The sequence below is a fragment of the Pseudooceanicola algae genome, assembly GCF_003590145.2.
Classification (GTDB): Bacteria; Pseudomonadota; Alphaproteobacteria; order Rhodobacterales; family Rhodobacteraceae; genus Pseudooceanicola; species Pseudooceanicola algae.
In genome coordinates, this window is sequence record NZ_CP060436.1 from 2,940,678 (window position 1) to 2,956,821 (window position 16,144).

Annotated in this window: 10 protein-coding genes and 1 pseudogene; 2 read left to right on the top strand and 9 right to left on the bottom strand. The window is 66.1% G+C overall.

Features of this window, described 5'->3' with window-relative positions:
- Window positions 1–20 precede the first annotated feature (20 nt).
- The 8 genes and pseudogenes from addA to PSAL_RS13775 all read right to left on the bottom strand — a co-directional run bounded on the left by addA (window position 21) and on the right by PSAL_RS13775 (window position 11,226).
- Window positions 21–3,422 carry a double-strand break repair helicase AddA gene (gene addA, locus PSAL_RS13740; protein ID WP_119841185.1) on the bottom strand — a complete coding sequence of 1,134 codons (3,402 nt, stop codon included), beginning with the start codon at window positions 3,420–3,422 and terminating at the stop codon, window positions 21–23.
- Window positions 3,419–6,339 (bottom strand): annotated as a pseudogene (gene addB, locus PSAL_RS13745) (double-strand break repair protein AddB). The gene addA and the pseudogene addB overlap by 4 nt, the downstream one beginning before the upstream one ends.
- Entirely contained in the window at window positions 6,332–7,015 is a 684-nt protein-coding gene (locus PSAL_RS13750; RefSeq protein WP_119839492.1) for a nucleotidyltransferase family protein, read from the bottom strand. The pseudogene addB and the gene PSAL_RS13750 overlap by 8 nt, the downstream one beginning before the upstream one ends.
- A complete protein-coding gene (locus PSAL_RS13755; protein ID WP_119839493.1) occupies window positions 7,000–8,019 on the bottom strand; it encodes an aminoglycoside phosphotransferase family protein in 1,020 nt (339 codons plus the stop codon). The genes PSAL_RS13750 and PSAL_RS13755 overlap by 16 nt, the downstream gene beginning before the upstream one ends.
- Window positions 8,016–8,495, bottom strand: coding sequence for a tRNA (adenosine(37)-N6)-threonylcarbamoyltransferase complex ATPase subunit type 1 TsaE (tsaE, locus tag PSAL_RS13760; RefSeq protein ID WP_119839494.1), 480 nt, complete (start codon window positions 8,493–8,495; stop codon window positions 8,016–8,018). The genes PSAL_RS13755 and tsaE overlap by 4 nt, the downstream gene beginning before the upstream one ends.
- A gap of 78 nt (window positions 8,496–8,573) precedes the next feature.
- Window positions 8,574–9,776, bottom strand: a complete 1,203-nt coding sequence (gene pcaF, locus PSAL_RS13765; RefSeq protein WP_119839495.1) for a 3-oxoadipyl-CoA thiolase — start codon at window positions 9,774–9,776, stop codon at window positions 8,574–8,576.
- A gap of 59 nt (window positions 9,777–9,835) precedes the next feature.
- Entirely contained in the window at window positions 9,836–10,510 is a 675-nt protein-coding gene (locus tag PSAL_RS13770; protein ID WP_119839496.1) for a 3-oxoacid CoA-transferase subunit B, read from the bottom strand.
- A complete protein-coding gene (locus PSAL_RS13775) occupies window positions 10,507–11,226 on the bottom strand; it encodes a 3-oxoacid CoA-transferase subunit A (RefSeq protein WP_119839497.1) in 720 nt (239 codons plus the stop codon). The genes PSAL_RS13770 and PSAL_RS13775 overlap by 4 nt, the downstream gene beginning before the upstream one ends.
- A gap of 105 nt (window positions 11,227–11,331) precedes the next feature.
- Here PSAL_RS13775 and PSAL_RS13780 point away from each other — a divergent pair, with 105 nt between their 5' ends.
- Entirely contained in the window at window positions 11,332–12,087 is a 756-nt protein-coding gene (locus PSAL_RS13780; protein ID WP_196941859.1) for an IclR family transcriptional regulator domain-containing protein, read from the top strand.
- Here PSAL_RS13780 and PSAL_RS13785 read toward each other — a convergent pair.
- Window positions 12,080–12,526, bottom strand: coding sequence for an Lrp/AsnC family transcriptional regulator (locus PSAL_RS13785; protein WP_231388524.1), 447 nt, complete (start codon window positions 12,524–12,526; stop codon window positions 12,080–12,082). The two genes, PSAL_RS13780 and PSAL_RS13785, sit on opposite strands and share 8 nt — an antisense overlap.
- A gap of 158 nt (window positions 12,527–12,684) precedes the next feature.
- Here PSAL_RS13785 and putA point away from each other — a divergent pair, with 158 nt between their 5' ends.
- Window positions 12,685–16,020 (top strand): bifunctional proline dehydrogenase/L-glutamate gamma-semialdehyde dehydrogenase PutA, encoded by a 3,336-nt coding sequence (gene putA / locus PSAL_RS13790; RefSeq protein ID WP_119839500.1) that lies wholly within the window; start codon window positions 12,685–12,687, stop codon window positions 16,018–16,020.
- Window positions 16,021–16,144: the final 124 nt, after the last annotated feature.

Genomic DNA, 16,144 nt, shown 5'->3' on the forward strand with positions numbered 1-16,144 from the left:
AAGAGCGTGGACCGGGCGGGTCAAGAAGGCCTCGCCTCTTGCAAGGCTGCCATGACCAGATCGTCTGGCAGATGCATCAAGGTCGCGTTGCGGGTCCAGAGCAATGCCGTGCGAATGGGCAAATCGGGATAGATCTGTGCCAGCGCGGCGCGATAGGCGCCCATTTGCTGCAACAGCCCGCCGGGGACAGCGTCGGGGTGGTCGGGCACCACGGCATTGGTCTTGAAATCCACCGCCAGAACGTGATCGGGCGTGATGATCAGCCGGTCGATCGTGCCGTGAATGCGCGCGCCCCCCAACTCCGGCAGGCTGGCGGTGATCGAAACCTCGGCCAGCGCATCGGTGGTGAACAGCGGCCCGGTGCTGTCCTTGCTCAACACCGCCCGCGCCTCGGCCAGCAGCAGAAGCAACTCGTCACCCTCGGCGGCGTCCGCTCCGCCGGAAAGCAGCCGCGCGGCAGCCTCGGGTTGGGCTTCGCGGGGGATCACGGGCAGATGCTCCAGCAACAGGTGAACCTGCCGGCCCCGTCGCTTGGCAGCCTCTTCGTCCAGCCCTGCTTCGCCCGGCAGCGCCTTGGCCCCGCCGAGGTCGGAGGGACTGAGCGTTGGCGCATCGACCTCGGGCGCCGGTGCGTGGGTCGTGGCCCAGTCCGGCAGCTCCACCGGGGTCACCACGCGCGGCGGGTCCTCTTGAAATTCAAGGTTCGTCCAATCGCCGGTCTCAAGCCGCAGGCCGTCGCCGCCCGGCAAGGGGAAGATCTCGGCGCCCATTTCCTCCATCGCGGCGCCGATGCGGGCGTACCAATCCTTGCCCTCTTTCCCCAGGGTCCCTGCCCCGGCAACGATCAGCCATTTCTCGGCCCGGGTCATGGCGACGTAAAGCAGCCGGTCCATCTCCTGCAGCAACTTTTCCACCTTGGCTTCGCGCAGCGCGCGATAGGCGGCGGGGGCGTCGTCCTTGGCCATGGACCACAGCGGCAGATCCCCGGCCGGCACGACCTTGTCGTCGAACTTCGGCGCCGAGATCAGGGTTTCCGGCAGGATCACCACCGGCGCTTCCAGCCCCTTGGAGCCATGCACCGTCATCACCCGGATCTGGTCGCCCGCGCTGTCAAGCTGGCGTTTGATTTCCAGCGCGCCGGCATCCATCCAGACCAGAAACCCGGTCAGGCTGGGCACTTCGGTCTGTTCGTAGACCAGCGCCTGATCCAGCAGGGCGTCGATGCCATCTTCGGCCTCGTCCCCCAGCCGCCCCAGCAGTTTGCGCCGCCCGTCGTGCCGGGTCAGGATGCGTTCGACCAGGTCGAAGGGGCGTAGGAAATCCGCCAGCCCCAGCAGATCCCAGAGGATGGCGAGGGTCTGGGGATAGTCGTGGGGGCGCTCCTCCATCGCCTGCCAGAGCGTCATGCGTGCGGGGCGCTTGTGGGCAAGATCATAAAGCGCCTGTTCGTCCCAGCCGAACAGCGGCGATTTCAACGTGGCGGCCAGCGACAGGTCGTCTTCGGGCAGGGCGAGAAAGTTCAGCAGCGCGCCGATGTCGCGCACGGCAAGTTCGGCGGCTACCTTCAGCCGGTCGGCTCCGGCGATGGGCAGGTCGGCCTGCTTGCAGGCGCGGATCAGTTCGTTGAACAGGGCCGATCTTCGACGCACCAGGATCAGGATATCCCCCGCCCTGACGGATCGCGCAACATACGTTCCTGTATGTCCAACTTCTTCTGCAATTACATGTGGCTTATCCAGCATCTCGCGGATCTGTCCGGCGATCATCTGCGCAAGAAAGACGTTGTGGTTTGTCTCGGCCAGCTTGTCGACAGGATCGAACCAGGCGCGTTCTTCCCTGCCCGAAGTCTTGTCGACCAGCGGCCACAGATCGACCCGTCCCGGCATGGCCTGCTTGAAGGCGCGGTGCCGCTGATCGGTGGTAAAGCCGGCCTCGTCCCGTCCGTCGAAGACACGGTCGACCAGCCCCAGGATCGCCTCGGCCGAGCGGAAGGAATATTCCAGTTCCAGCACCTGAAGCGGTTGGCCTGTCGGTTCCAACTGGCCGCCGAATTCACGCCGCATGCGGTCGAATTCGGATGGATCGGCGCCCTGGAAGGAATAGATCGACTGCTTCTTGTCGCCGACGACGAAGATCGTGCGCTGAACCTCGTCGCGGGCCCCTGCCCCGGCGGTGAATTCGCGCGCCAGGGCGGCGACCACTTGCCATTGCACCGGCGAGGTATCCTGCGCCTCGTCTACCAGAATGTGGTCGATCCCGCCATCCAGACGCCAGAGCACCCATTGTGACACCGCGCTGTCGGTCAGCAAATCGCGGGTGCGCAGGATCAGATCGTCGAAATCCAGCCAGCCGCGCGCCTCTTTTGCCGCGTCGTAGCCGGGCAGGAAGGCACGGGCAAAATCATGCAACACCTCGGCCTTGCGCCGGGCGGCCAGAGCCAGCCGGGTTTCGCGCGCCTCGGAGACACGGGCCTGCCAATCCTGCAGTTCCGGCATCAGGTGGGGAAAGGCATCCTTGACCGCCTTGCCGGGAAACCGGGACGAGGGCGAAAACGGCTGCTTGGCTGCGGCGCCGACCAGGAACCGGTCTTCCAGCACCGGCAGCGCGTCTAGGCTACGCTCGGTGATCTGCGACAGGGACTCCAACGCGGTCTGGTCGCCCTTGGTGGTGCCGCTGCGCAGGGCCTCGATCAGGCGGGGCAACAGATCCAGATCGGCGGGGGTAAAGGCGAGGTCAAGCAGCCCGTCATCCGTCTCTCCGGCGGTCAGACCAAGTGCGGCATCCAGCGCGTCGCGGTCCAGCGGGGCGGCGAAAAGATCGCGGTGCTTGGCGATTTCGGCGGTCAGGTCGCGAAAGCTTTCGTCGCGCAGGGCCAGCGCGGCGCGGGTCAGCACATCGGCTTGCGGACCATTCGCGATCCCTTCGACCACGCTGTCGCGCAGGATCAGGGCATTGCGGTCGTCGATTTCCTGAAACTGCGGCGAGACCCCGGCTTCCAGCGGAAACCGTCGCAACAGCGCCGCGCAAAAGGAATGGATGGTCTGAATCTTCAGCCCGCCGGGCGTTTCGATAGCCGAGGCAAACAGCGTCCGCGCCCGCGCCAGCCGGTTGGCGTCGATCTGTGTTTCCACGCCCAGACGGGCCAGCGCATTGCGCAGATCCGCATCCCCCAGCATCGCCCATTCCCCAAGGCGCCGGAACAGCCGGTTCTGCATCTCCGAGGCGGCGGCCTTGGTATAGGTCAGGCACAGGATGTTCTGCGGCGAAACCCCGTCCAGCAGCAGCCGCGCCACCCGGTCGGTCAGCACGCGGGTCTTGCCGCTGCCCGCATTCGCCGACAACCAGGTCGAGGCATCGGGCCGCGCCGCCAAAATCTGACGCGCCGAGGCCGGATCGCGGGGCGTCTCTGTCACGTCGTTCATTCCACGGGCCTTTCGTCGGGATCCTGCGTCACGTCCCATTCGCCATGCCGGGCCAACTGGTCGTAATCACTGACATCCGTCATCTCGAACATGGCGCGGCGGGCGGTATAGCCCTTGGTCGGGTCCATCCAGCGGGTCGCCAGTTCGGTGAATTCCTCCCAGATCTGGCCGGGGGATTCCTCGTCCAGCGGGGCGGGCAGTTCGATGGGTTTGGGACCAAGCCCGATATAGACCGCGCCGGCCACGTCGCGCGGGCCGATGTCGCCAAAGCCCGCCCGTTCGGCAATCGCGGCCTCCAGCAGCAGTTGCTTGTCAAAGTGCTTCTGCTTGTCTTTCGACGGCGGCGTGCCGGTCTTGTAATCGAACAGGTGATAGCGCCCGGCGTGGTCCAGATCGATCCGGTCGGCCTTTGCCGCCAGGGTCAGGCCCAGTCCGGCGATTTCGGCCTTGCCCTGAAGTTCGTTCAGGATCTGCGCGGCCTCAAGCTGGCGGGCGGCTTCGCGTTCGGTGAACCAGGGCGCGATGCGGGCAAAGCGGGCACGCCAAAGGGCGCGGGTCTCGCCCCAGGGAACCTCGCGCAACAGGACCTCTTCGGCCTTGGCGATCAGGGTGGCCGGGTCGTTGGCGATCTTGCCGTCGGTCACGTCGCGGATGAAGCTTTCGATCACCTCGTGGCTGATGATCCCGCGCAGCATGGCATCGGGTTCGCGCATCAGCGGGTTGAGCCGTCGCAGCCGCAGGACCCGCTTGGCATAGATCGCGTAGGGATCCCGGATCAGCCGTTGCACATCCGTCACCCAGAGCTCTTTGGGGCGGGCTTCGACGGGGGCGCCGGCGCGGGGCGCGGGGCGGGCGGAATGGGTTTCGGGGCTTCGACCAGCCGGGCCCGTTCCAGCCATACGTTGCCGTTCGTTTCCATTTGCCGCAAGGCCGCATCACCGGTGGCGCCCAGACCCCCCAACAGGTTGGTCAGGCGGTTCAACCAGCGGGACGGCACCGTTTCGGCATCCTGAGATCGCACGGCGCGAGACAGCCAGACCTCGCGCGCGCCGATGGCCTGTTGAAAATCATGCGCCGACAGGCCGATCTGGCGTTCCGGCAGCAACAGCCCGGCCTGTTGCCGCATCCGGCGGTTCAGCCAGGGGTCGGGCGTCGATGCCTCGGGCCAGGTACCTTCGTTGAGCCCGCCAAGGATCACCAGATCGGCGCCCTGCACGCGGGCTTCCAGCGTGCCCCAGATCAGGATACGCGGATGCGGCGCCTCGGGGTTGCGGACCTCTTCGCCCGAAACCAGCGCGTCGAAAAGGTCGGCGTAGTCACGGGCGGAAAACTCGCCGCCAAAGCCTGCGTCAGCGCCAAGGCTCTGCATCAGCTCCTGCGCCTTTTCCCCGGCGTCGCGTTGCCACAGCTTGCTGGTGCCGCTGGAATCACTGCCGTGGGCGATGCGGTTGGCGCGCGTCAGGTGGTCGTCGACCCGGCCGGCCAGTGGCATCTGGCCGGGGCGTGTAGAATCGAGGATCACTTCGCAAAGCCAGTCCGACCAGCTTTCGGCGAACTCTCCGCTTTGGCGCGCGGCAAAGGCGCGGATGTCGTCGATGCAGGGACGCGGCCGGGCCTCGGCCCGCAGGTAAAGCTCCAGGCGACGGGTCAGGGTCAGGTGGTTCAGGCGATACGCTGCCGAATGGGTCAGCGGGTGCTTCAGCAGGGCAAGCAATTCCACGGCCGAAGGGGCGCCTTCGGCAAGCCGCGCGACCTGACGCAACAGGCGGCCGGGTGGTGTGACTTGCAAGGGCGTGCCGGCGGAATCGTCCGGGATGATCCCCCAGCGGCCAAGCGCGGCCGAGACCTGACGTGACAACATCCGGTCGGGGGTGATCAGCGCCGTGACCTGTCCGTCCTCGGCGGCCTTGCGCAGGCGCAGCGCGATGGCCATCGCCTCGGCCCGTGGCGACGGCGCCTTGAGCAGGGTAATCCCGCGCGTCGGCACGTCCAGATCGCCCAGACGAGGGCCTTCGGTCAGCCATTGGTGGGTGACAGGGGCCGGGCGCACGGCGAGCGAAATCAACTTGTTCCGGGCGCGGTTCGTGCCGATGTCGGGGGTCCAGCGGGTGACCTCATCCGCGCCTATTCCGAGGCCAAGCATCAACTTTCGGAAGCGGAACTGGGGGTGATCTTCGCCGGTCAGGGGGTCATCCAGACGCTGCCAGATCGATTCCGGCTGTTCGAAGTCGAAACCGGGCAGGATCAGGGCGCCTTGCGGCAGGCGCGCGACCGCCTGCATCAACAGGTTCGTGGCGCCGCGCGACCCCGTGGACCCGGCCAGCAGGACGGGGTGCTGTGGTGGATTTGCCTGCCATTCCGCGACAAGGGTTTCCACGATGAGGCGTTGCCGGGCCTCGGGGTCCAGCAGACCTTCTTCGCGCGGCAGGCTGTTGACGATACCAAGGAACCTTTGCGCCCGCGTCCAATGCCCCGACAGGTCGCTGACGTCGAGCGCGGCGATGTCCTCGGCTGTGACCTTTTCGCCCTGCATCTCGTCCAGCAACCGCGCCAGGCTATCTGCCAGATCGTAAAGAGAGGCGCGCGGTGCCAGGTCGGGTTCCGCGTCCAGCAACGCCGAGATCAGGCGGATCAGTTCCAGACGCCTGCGTATGCCGGAAACGGCGGGTGGGATCGGGGCGGCGCAGTGAAGATCGGTCAGCAACTGAATCCGGGGCAGCAGTCCCGGCGGCCCGGCATCGTACAGCGCGCGGATCCGGCGCGACATCCGCCGCGTGTTGACAACCAGTTGGACCTGCGCGACGGCATGGGGCGGCTGGCCTGCCATGCGATCGGTCAGTCCGCGCAGCAGGGCGGCAGGGAAATCCGCGCCGGGCGGCAGGCCGAAGACGCGGGGCCGGTCCGAAGCTTCAAACATCGGGGGTGTTCAGCATTGCCTCGGCCTCGGCGATATTCTCGGGGCGGCCAACATCGCACCAGAGGCCGGGATAGGGCTGGGCGAACAGCCGCTTGCGGGCGATCATGCGCTCCCACAACTTCCAGACGGAAAAGGCCGGGCCTTCGATTTCGCTCAGCAAGTCGGTCTTGAGGATTTGCGCCCCGGTATAGTTCAGGCCCGCACCGGGGGTCACGCGCCCTTCGGCGTCCAGCGTGAAATCCCCCGTTCCGGGGTGGCCGCGACTGTTGTCCGGACTGACGCACAGCAGCAGCCCGTCCATCCTTTCGGGGTCCCATCCCTCCAGCAGTACCTTCAACGCCGGCGGGCCGGCCCAGACCGCATCGGTATTCAGGCAGAACACCGGGCCGTTTCCCAGCAGCGGCAGCGCGTTCAGCAACCCGCCCCCGGTATCAAGGATGTCGGGGCTTTCGCGGTTCACGGTCACCCCGGTTCCGGCAAGATGCCCTTCGACCTGATCGGCCATGTAATGTGCGTTCGCCACGGTCACGAGGCTCGGCAGACCGGCGGCCTGGTCGCGCGCGTGATCAATCAAAGCCCTGCCCGCCACGGGGATCAGAGGCTTGGGGCGGCTGTCGGTCAGTGGGCGCATCCGGGTGCCGAAACCGGCGGCGAAAAGCATCAGGGCAGCGGGCATGTGGCACATTTGTCCTTCAGGATCTTCAGGGCTTCGGGGGTCGGGGCGGGCAGGTCATGCATCAGGCCCTTGCGCAGCCGATCCATGCCGGGCCGGTCGAGACTGCGCAGCAGGTAGCCCCAGACGCGGGGGATCAGATCGACGTAATGTGCCCTGCCATAGGCCATCGACAGGCGCGCGAAAACGCCGAGGATACGCAGGTTGCGCTGAACGCTGAGCAGGTCATAGGCGGCGCGGAAGGCCTCCGGCTCCAGTCCCGCGCGCGTGGTGAAATGGGCGATCATCGCCTCTTCCAGATCGGCCGGGACATCGCGGCGGGCGTCCTGCAGAAGCGAGACCAGATCATAGGCGCGGTGACCCAGCATGGCGTCCTGGAAATCAAGCTGACCGACCCGGGCGACCCCGTCACGTTCGGGCAGCCAAAGCAGGTTTTCAGCGTGGTAATCGCGCAGGATCAGGACCTCGGGGGTGCCGGTGAGATCCCGCAGCATCTTGTTGAATTCGAGCGTGAAATCTTCGCTGTTTTCGGGCAGTTCCCCGGTCACGCCGGCGGCGTACCATTCATGGGCCAGCACGGCCATCTGCGTCATCAGCGGCGGATCATAGGGCGCGGTACCCTTGGGTGGCTTGCCGGAATGCAGGGCGATCAGCGCTTCGACCGCAGCGGTATATAGCGGGACTTCAAGCGCGGGATCATCTGCCACGACCCGCGCAAACAGGCCATCGCCGAGGTCTTCCAGCAGCAGGAACCCCCGGGCCTCGTCCGCCGCAAGGACTTGCGGTGCGGACAGGCCAAGGGCCGTCAGGTGGCGCGCGATCCGCACGAAGGGGCGCACGTCCTCTCCCTTTTCGGGGGGCGCGTCCATCAGCACGGCGCTGCCGCCATCGGGCGAGGTAAGCCGGTCGTATTTTCGCATCGATGCATCACCCGCCAGCGGCGCGACCTGCGCCCCAGCCCATTCGGTGCCTGCGATGAAATTCAGTTTGTCGTCCTGTCGGCTCATGCGAAAACCCCCTTGAGCGCGGCGCGCGTACCGCCGGGGATGGTGACGCGCAGCTGTCGGGTGTCGTCTTGATCGGGAACGGTGACAAAGTCCATGCACAGGCCCGCAGACGGCGTCAGATCGCCCAGCCTGTCGGGCCATTCGATCAGGCAGATCGCCTCTGCAAAGGCGTCCTCGAGGCCCAGTTCCACGGCCTCCAGCGGATTGCTCAGCCGGTAAAGGTCGGCATGCCACAGCGGCCCGGCGGTCGTGTCGTATTCCTGTACCAGCGTGAAGGTGGGCGAGGGAACATCCTCGGGCACCTCTAGCAGCGCCTGGATCAGGCTGCGGGCGAAATGCGTCTTGCCCGCGCCGATGCCGCCCGACAGCAGCAGCACATCGCCGGGCCGCATCAGGGGCGCCAGACGCTGCGCCAGGGCGCAGGTCGCCTCGGGCGATGTCAGGGTCAGTTCGGTGCTATGGGGATCGCTGTTCATGTGGCAAGAGTAACGCCCGCGGGTCGGCCCGCAAGCGTGATCTCCTGCCGCATGAAGATCCTTGCCGATCCGGTTGGATCAGGCTTTTTCCAGCGCGATGGCGATGCCCTGGCCGACGCCGATGCACATGCAGGCCAGCGCCCGCTTGCCGCCGGTTTCCAGCAGTTCCAGCGCCGCGGTGCCGGTGATCCGTGCGCCCGACATGCCAAGCGGGTGGCCAAGCGCGATGGCGCCGCCGTTGCGGTTCACCCGGTCGTCGTCATCCGCGATGCCGAGGTCGCGCAGCGTGGCCAGACCCTGGCTGGCGAAGGCCTCGTTCAGCTCGATCACGTCGAAGTCGGACTGGCCGAGACCCAACCGCGCCATCAGCTTTTTCGACGCGGGCGCGGGGCCGAAGCCCATGATGCGTGGCTCGACGCCGGCGGAGGCACCGCCCAGAACGCGGGCGATCGGGGTCAGCCCGTATTTCGCCGCCGCTTCCGCGCTGGCAAGGATCAGCGCCGCCGCGCCATCGTTGACGCCGCTGGCGTTGCCCGCCGTGACCGTGCCGCCTTCGCGGAACGGCGTCGGCAGCGACGCCAGCTTTTCCAGCGTGCTCTGGCGGGGATGTTCATCGGCATCGAAGACCAGGTCGTCCTGCTTGCGGCGCGGGATGGTGACCGGGGTGATCTCCTTGCTCAGGCGGCCATTTTTCTGCGCGGCGGCGGCCTTGTCCTGGCTGCGCAGGGCAAAGGCATCCTGATCGGCGCGCGAGATGTTGAAGTCCTCGGCCACGTTTTCACCCGTTTCGGGCATGGAATCGACGCCGTACTGCTTCTTCATCAGCTTGTTGACGAAGCGCCAGCCGATGGTGGTGTCATAGATCTCGGCCTTGCGGGAAAAGGCAGTTTCGGCCTTCGGCATGACGAAGGGCGCGCGGGACATGGATTCGACACCCCCGGCGATCATCAGGTCGGCCTCGCCGGCCTTGATGGCGCGGGCGGCGGTCATGATGGCGTCCATGCCCGACCCGCAAAGCCGGTTCATCGTGGTGCCGGGCACCGAAACCGGAAGACCGGCCAGCAGCAGCGACATGCGTGCCACATTGCGGTTGTCCTCGCCGGCCTGGTTGGCGCAGCCGTAGATCACGTCGTCGACCGCTTCCCAGTCCACGCCGGCGTTGCGCAGCATCAGCGCCTTCAGGGGGATCGCGCCAAGGTCATCGGCGCGCACGGTGGCAAGCGCGCCGCCGAACCGGCCGATGGGGGTGCGGATGTAGTCGCAGATGAAGACCTCGGTCATGGCATTGTCCTTTTGGGGTCAGGTTGGGTCCCGGCGGGCGATGCCGCCGGGACAGCCGGTCACAGTTCGGGAACGTTCAGCTCCGCGACATCGCCGTCGATGTGCAGCTCGGCCCCGGTCAGGGCGCGCAGGTGGTCCATCGAGATCTGCGGCAGCTTTTCACGCAGCACGAAATGCCCGTCCTCGATATCGACCACGGCAAGGCTGGTATAGACGCGGGTCACGCAGCCCACGCCGGTCAGCGGAAAGGTGCAGCTTTCGACCAGCTTGGGATCGCCCTTCTTGGTGACGTGATCGGTGATAACCGCGACACGTTTGGCCCCATGCACAAGGTCCATCGCACCGCCGACGGCGGGCACGCCCTTGTTGCCGACGCGCCAGTTGGCAAGGTCGCCGTTCTGCGCCACCTGCAACGCGCCAAGGATGGCGACATCCAGGTGCCCGCCCCGGACCATGCCGAAGCTGTCTGCATGGTGGAAGAAGGCCGCGCCGGGCTTCAGCGTCACGGCTTTCTTGCCGGCGTTGATAAGGTCCCAGTCCTCGGTTCCCGGCTCGGGCGCGGGGCCGAAGTTCAGGATGCCGTTCTCGGTGTGGAAGATCGCCTCGCGACCCTCGACGGTGTATTGCGCGACCATCTCGGGGAAGCCGATGCCGAGATTGACGTAGGCGCCGTCCTCGATGTCCTGCGCGGCGCGCCAGGCGATCTGGGCGTTGGAAAGTTTCGCGTCGGTCATGCCTTGGCCCCTTCATAGGTTGCGCCGGCCCGGATCAGGGTCTCTTCCTGCTGCGGGTCGGTGACTTCGACCAGCGTGTCGACGTAAAGGCCGGGGGTGATGACGTTTTCCGGCTCGATCCCGCCGGGAGCGAGGATCTGACGAGCCTGCACGATGGTGGTGGTGGCCGCAGCCGCCATCAGCGGATTGAAGTTCCGCGCCGCCATCCGGTAGGTCAGGTTGCCGTAGGTGTCGGCGGTATCGGCCTTGAGCAGTGCGAAATCGGCCTTCAGCCAGCGTTCCTGCACGTAGGAGCGTCCGTCGAATTCCCCGACGGGTTTGCCCTCGGCGAGTTCGGTCCCGTAGGAGGACGGCGTGTAGAAGGCCGGGATCCCTGCCCCGGCGGCACGGATGCGTTCCGCCAGCGTGCCCTGCGGCACCAGCTCCAGCGCGATTTCACCGGCAAGATAGCGGTCGGTGAAGGCGCGGGGGTCGCTGCTTTTGGGGAAGGAACAGATCATCTTGGCGACCATCCCCGCATCTATCATCGCGGCGATGCCGATGCGGCCGTTCCCGGCGTTGTTGTTGATGACCGTCAGGTCCTTCGGGCCGGCGTCGATCAGGGCGTGTATCAGCTCGATCGGGGCGCCGGAGCCGCCGAAACCGCCGATCATGACCACCGCACCGTCCGGGATTCCCGCGACCGCCTCGGCAAGGCTGGGGCAAATCTTGTCCATAGAGCGTCTCCTTTGCCGGTGATTTATGGGCCCGCCCCCCTCGACGGCAAGAAAGTTTGTGCGATATGCTACATTTGTACGGATAACGCACAAATGGGGGCGGCGATGAACCCACGCGACATGATCTCTGGCCTCGCCAAGGGCCTTTCGGTGATCGAAACCTTTTCGGCCGATCATCCGCGCCAGTCGATCACCGAGGCCGCGCAGGCTTCGGGCCTTGATCGCGCCACGGCGCGGCGCTGCCTGCTGACCCTGACAGAGCTCGGCTATGCGCAGTATGACGGCAAGTACTTTACCCTGACCCCGCGCGTGCTGCGGCTGGGGACGGCCTGCCTTGCCACCCTGCCCCTTGCGCAGATCGTGCAGCCCTCGCTGGACCTGATGAGCGCGGAACTGGGCGAAAGCTCCTCGGTTTCCGTGCTGGATGATCTGGAGGTCGTCTATGTCGCCCGCGCCGCGCAGCGGAACCTGATGTCCATCGCGCTGATGCCGGGATCGCGCCTGCCGGGGTATTGTACTTCGATGGGGCGTGTCCTGTTGGCCGCCCTGCCCGAGACAGAGGCGCGGGCGCGGCTGGATCGCATGGCGCTGGTCGCGCGGACCGAGTTGACGGAAACCGACCCCGACCGCCTGATGGCCCGCCTGGCCGAGATCCGTGCGCAGGGTCACGCCGTGATCGACCAGGAGGTAGAGATGGGCCTGCGATCCATCGCCGTGCCGGTGCTGGATGCCCATGGTCGCACCGTCGCCGCGCTGAACATCGGCCTGCCTGTGCGCGGCGAAAACCCCGAAGACATCGTCACCCGCTACCTGCCGCCCCTGCTGACCCTTCAGGCCGAACTGCGTCGGGTGCTTACGTGAGATCCGGCGCCTTCTGTTCGATCACCGCTTCCATCGCCACGTAGGTCGAGGTCGCCGAGACATGCGGCAGGGTCGATATCTTTTCGCCCATCACCTGCCGATAATCGGCGATATCGCGGGTGCGTACCTTGAGAAGGTAATCGAATCCGCCTGCAATCATGTAGCATTCCTCGATCTCGGGGATGGTGCGGGCGGCGGCGTTGAAACGGCTCAGGGCCTCTTGGCGGGTGTCGGACAGGCGGACCTCGACAAAGGACACATGGGTCAGGCCCAGCTTGATCGGGGACAGCACGGCGCGGTAGCCGGTGATCAGCCCGCCGGCCTCCAGCGCCCTGATGCGGGCCGCGACCGGGGTTTTTGACAGGCCGACCTTGCGGGCTAGTTCAGCTACCGGGATGCGGGCATCGGCGGTCAGTTCGGCCAGGATCTTGCGATCCATGGCATCCAGATCGGGCTTTGGTCTGTCAGGGTGCATAAGGGCGGGCCTATCGTCTGTCGGGGCTGCTGAATTTGGTCCTATCGCCGCAAGTATAGCCCTATTTCAGCCGAAACGACCATTCGGGATGCGATACAAAGGTCCAAACGGTGGAGAGTGACATGACCCGGTTCGAAGAAATGCAAGGCAAGGCGAAACATGCACCCGAAGCCGAGGTGCTCGACTGGCTGGTGGCCCAGACGGATCTGGCCAAACCCGCGCGCGAGATGATCTCGCACCGGGCGGTGGATTTCGTGAAAAAGATCCGGACCTCGAAGAAACCCACGTTGATGGAACAATTCCTGGGCGAATACGGGCTGTCGACGCGCGAAGGCGTGGCGCTGATGTGCCTGGCCGAAGCCATGCTGCGGGTGCCGGACCGTCTGACCATCGATGCGCTGATCGAAGACAAGATCGCGCCGTCGGACTGGTCCAGCCACATGGGGCAGGCGTCTTCTCCGCTGGTCAATGCCTCGACCTGGGCGCTGATGCTGACCGGTCGGGTGCTGGAAGACGAAAAGCCTGGCATGGCCTCGACCCTGCGGGGCGCTGTGAAGCGTCTTGGCGAACCGGTGATCCGCGCAGCCGTGACCCGCGCGATGAAGGAAATGGGCCGCCAATTCGTGCTGGGCGAATGCATCTCCAAGGCGCTGGACCGGTCCAAGCCGCTGGAAAGTCAGGGCTATACCTATAGCTACGACATGCTGGGCGAGGCGGCGATGACCGCCTCGGATGCGGCGCGCTATGCCAAATCCTACAGCGATGCGATCGCGGCGATTGCCAGGGCCTGCACCAAGGGCTCGGTCGAGGCGAACCCCGGCATTTCGATCAAGTTGTCGGCCCTGCACCCCCGCTACGAGGTTGCGCAGGAAGACCGCGCGATCGAGGAAATGGTGCCCGTCGTGCGCGATCTGGCACGTCAGGCGGCGCGGGCCGGGATGGGTTTGAACATCGATGCCGAGGAACAGGACCGGTTGGTGCTGTCCCTGAAGGTCATCGAGAACGTGCTGGAAGACGAGGAGCTTGCCGGTTGGGATGGTTTCGGCGTCGTGGTGCAGGCCTATGGCAAACGCGCCGGACAGGTCATCGACTGGCTTTACGAACTGGCGACCCGGCTGGACCGGCGCATCATGGTACGGCTGGTCAAGGGCGCCTATTGGGACACCGAGATGAAGCATGCCCAGGTCGAAGGGCATGAAGATTTCCCGCTGTTCACCACCCGACCCGGTACCGATGTCAGCTATATTGCGAATGCCCAGAAGCTGATCCGCTATGCCGACCGGATCTATCCCCAGTTCGCCACCCACAACGCCCATACCGCTGCCGCTGTTTTGGAGATGGTTGGCAACATTTCCTATGAATTCCAGCGGCTTCACGGAATGGGCGAGCGTCTGCACGACATCATCCTGAAAGAGACCAAGTCGCGTTGCCGGATCTATGCGCCGGTGGGGGCGCACCGGGATCTGCTGGCCTACCTGGTGCGGCGGCTGCTGGAAAACGGGGCGAATTCCAGCTTTGTGAACCAGGTCGTCGATGCCCGGGTCACGCCCGAGATCATTGCGCGCGATCCCTTCGAAATGCTGGCCGAAGCACGGCGCCCCGCCGGGCTGGACCTGCCCGACAGGATCTTCGGGGATCGGCGGAACTCACGCGGTTTCGATCTGACCGATGCAACGGAACTGGCGCGGATCGACGCGGCGCGTGACGTGGCGGTGCCAGATGCGACGCCGCTGGTGGCCGGGGTGGTTTCCGGCCAGACGCGCGCGGTTTGGAACCCCGCCACCGGCGCCATCGTCGCCCAGGTGACCGAGGCGGATGCCGATTGTGTCGAGGCCGCGCTGGCCGCTGCCGCCCGCTGGAAGGCCTCGCCGCAAGAACGGGCCGAGGTCCTGCGCCGGGCGGCGGATCTCTACGAGGAACACTTTGGGTCGCTGTTCGCGACCCTGACGCAGGAGGCCGGCAAAAGCCTGCCCGATGCGGTGGGTGAGCTGCGCGAAGCTGTCGATTTCCTGCGCTATTACGCGGATCAGGGCGCGGTGCGCAGCGATGCGGCGCGCGGAGTCTTTGCGGCGATCAGCCCGTGGAACTTTCCACTGGCGATTTTCACAGGACAGATCGCGGCCGCATTGGCGGCGGGCAATGGCGTGGTGGCGAAACCGGCGGAGCAGACCTGCCTTGTCGCGGCGATGGCCGTGCGCCTGTTGCACGAGGCTGGTGTGCCGGTGAGGGCGCTGCAATTGCTGCCCGGCGATGGCGCGGTGGGCGCTGCGCTGACCGGCGATGCACGGATCGCGGGCGTGGCCTTTACCGGCTCGACCGAAACGGCCAGAAAGATCCGGCTGAACATGGTGGACACCCTCGACCCCGGCGCACCGCTGATCGCGGAAACTGGCGGGTTGAACGCGATGATCGTGGACTCGACCGCGCTGCCCGAACAGGCGGTGCGCGACATCGTCGCCTCGGCGTTCCAGAGCGCAGGACAAAGGTGTTCTGCCCTGCGCTGCCTCTACGTTCAGGAAGATATCGCGCCGCAGATGATCGAGATGATCAAGGGCGCGATGAACGAGCTGCGGGTCGGCAACCCCTGGAACCTCAGCACCGATGTCGGTCCGGTGATCGACGCCGAGGCCCGCGACGGGATCGAAGCCTATCTGGCCGAGCACGCGGATCAGGTGCTGCACCGGCTGGAAACGCCGCAAGGCGGCACCTTCATACCGCCGGTGCTGCTGAAGGTCGGGGGCATTGCCGAGATGGACCGCGAAGTCTTTGGCCCCGTGCTGCATCTGGCGACCTATCGGGCGGCGGATCTGGACAAGGTGATCGCGGCGATCAATGCGACCGGCTATGGGCTGACCTTCGGGCTGCATACCCGGATCGATACCCGTGTGCAGGAGGTGTCCGACGCGATCCACGCCGGGAACATCTATGTGAACCGCAACCAGATCGGCGCGATCGTGGGTAGCCAACCCTTTGGCGGAGAGGGGCTTTCCGGTACGGGCCCCAAGGCGGGGGGACCCCATTACGTCACCCGGTATCAGTGCCCCACCGCCTGTGATGCGGCGATACCACAGGCGCCGGTCACGGACCTGATCTTGCCCGGCCCGACCGGAGAACTGAACCGCCTGAGGCTGAGCGCGCGCGCGCCGATCCTGTGCCTTGGTCCGGATACTGCGACGCAGGTGCAGGCCGTGGAAGCGCTTGGCGGTCGCGCGGTCGCGGCCGAAGGGATGGCGCCGCAGGATCTGCAAACCCGGTTGGATATCGGCGGGGCAATCTGGTGGGGCGACCCGGAAGCGGCGCGCGCCTATGCCCGTGCTCTGGCGCGCCGGGATGGAGCGATCCTGCCGCTGATCACGGCCATGCCGGACGTCGGGCATATCTTCCTGGAGCGGCATCTGTGTGTTGATACGACAGCGGCGGGGGGCAATGCCTCCCTGCTGGCGGGGGATGCGATCTGAAGTCGGGAAAGGGGCTCTGCCCCGTCTCCGTGCCGGAGACTCCCCGGGATATTTGAAACAGGGAAACATGGTCAGGGGCACGCGGGGGCCGGCCTCGGGGTGTTCCGGGGCCGGCCTTGGGTCG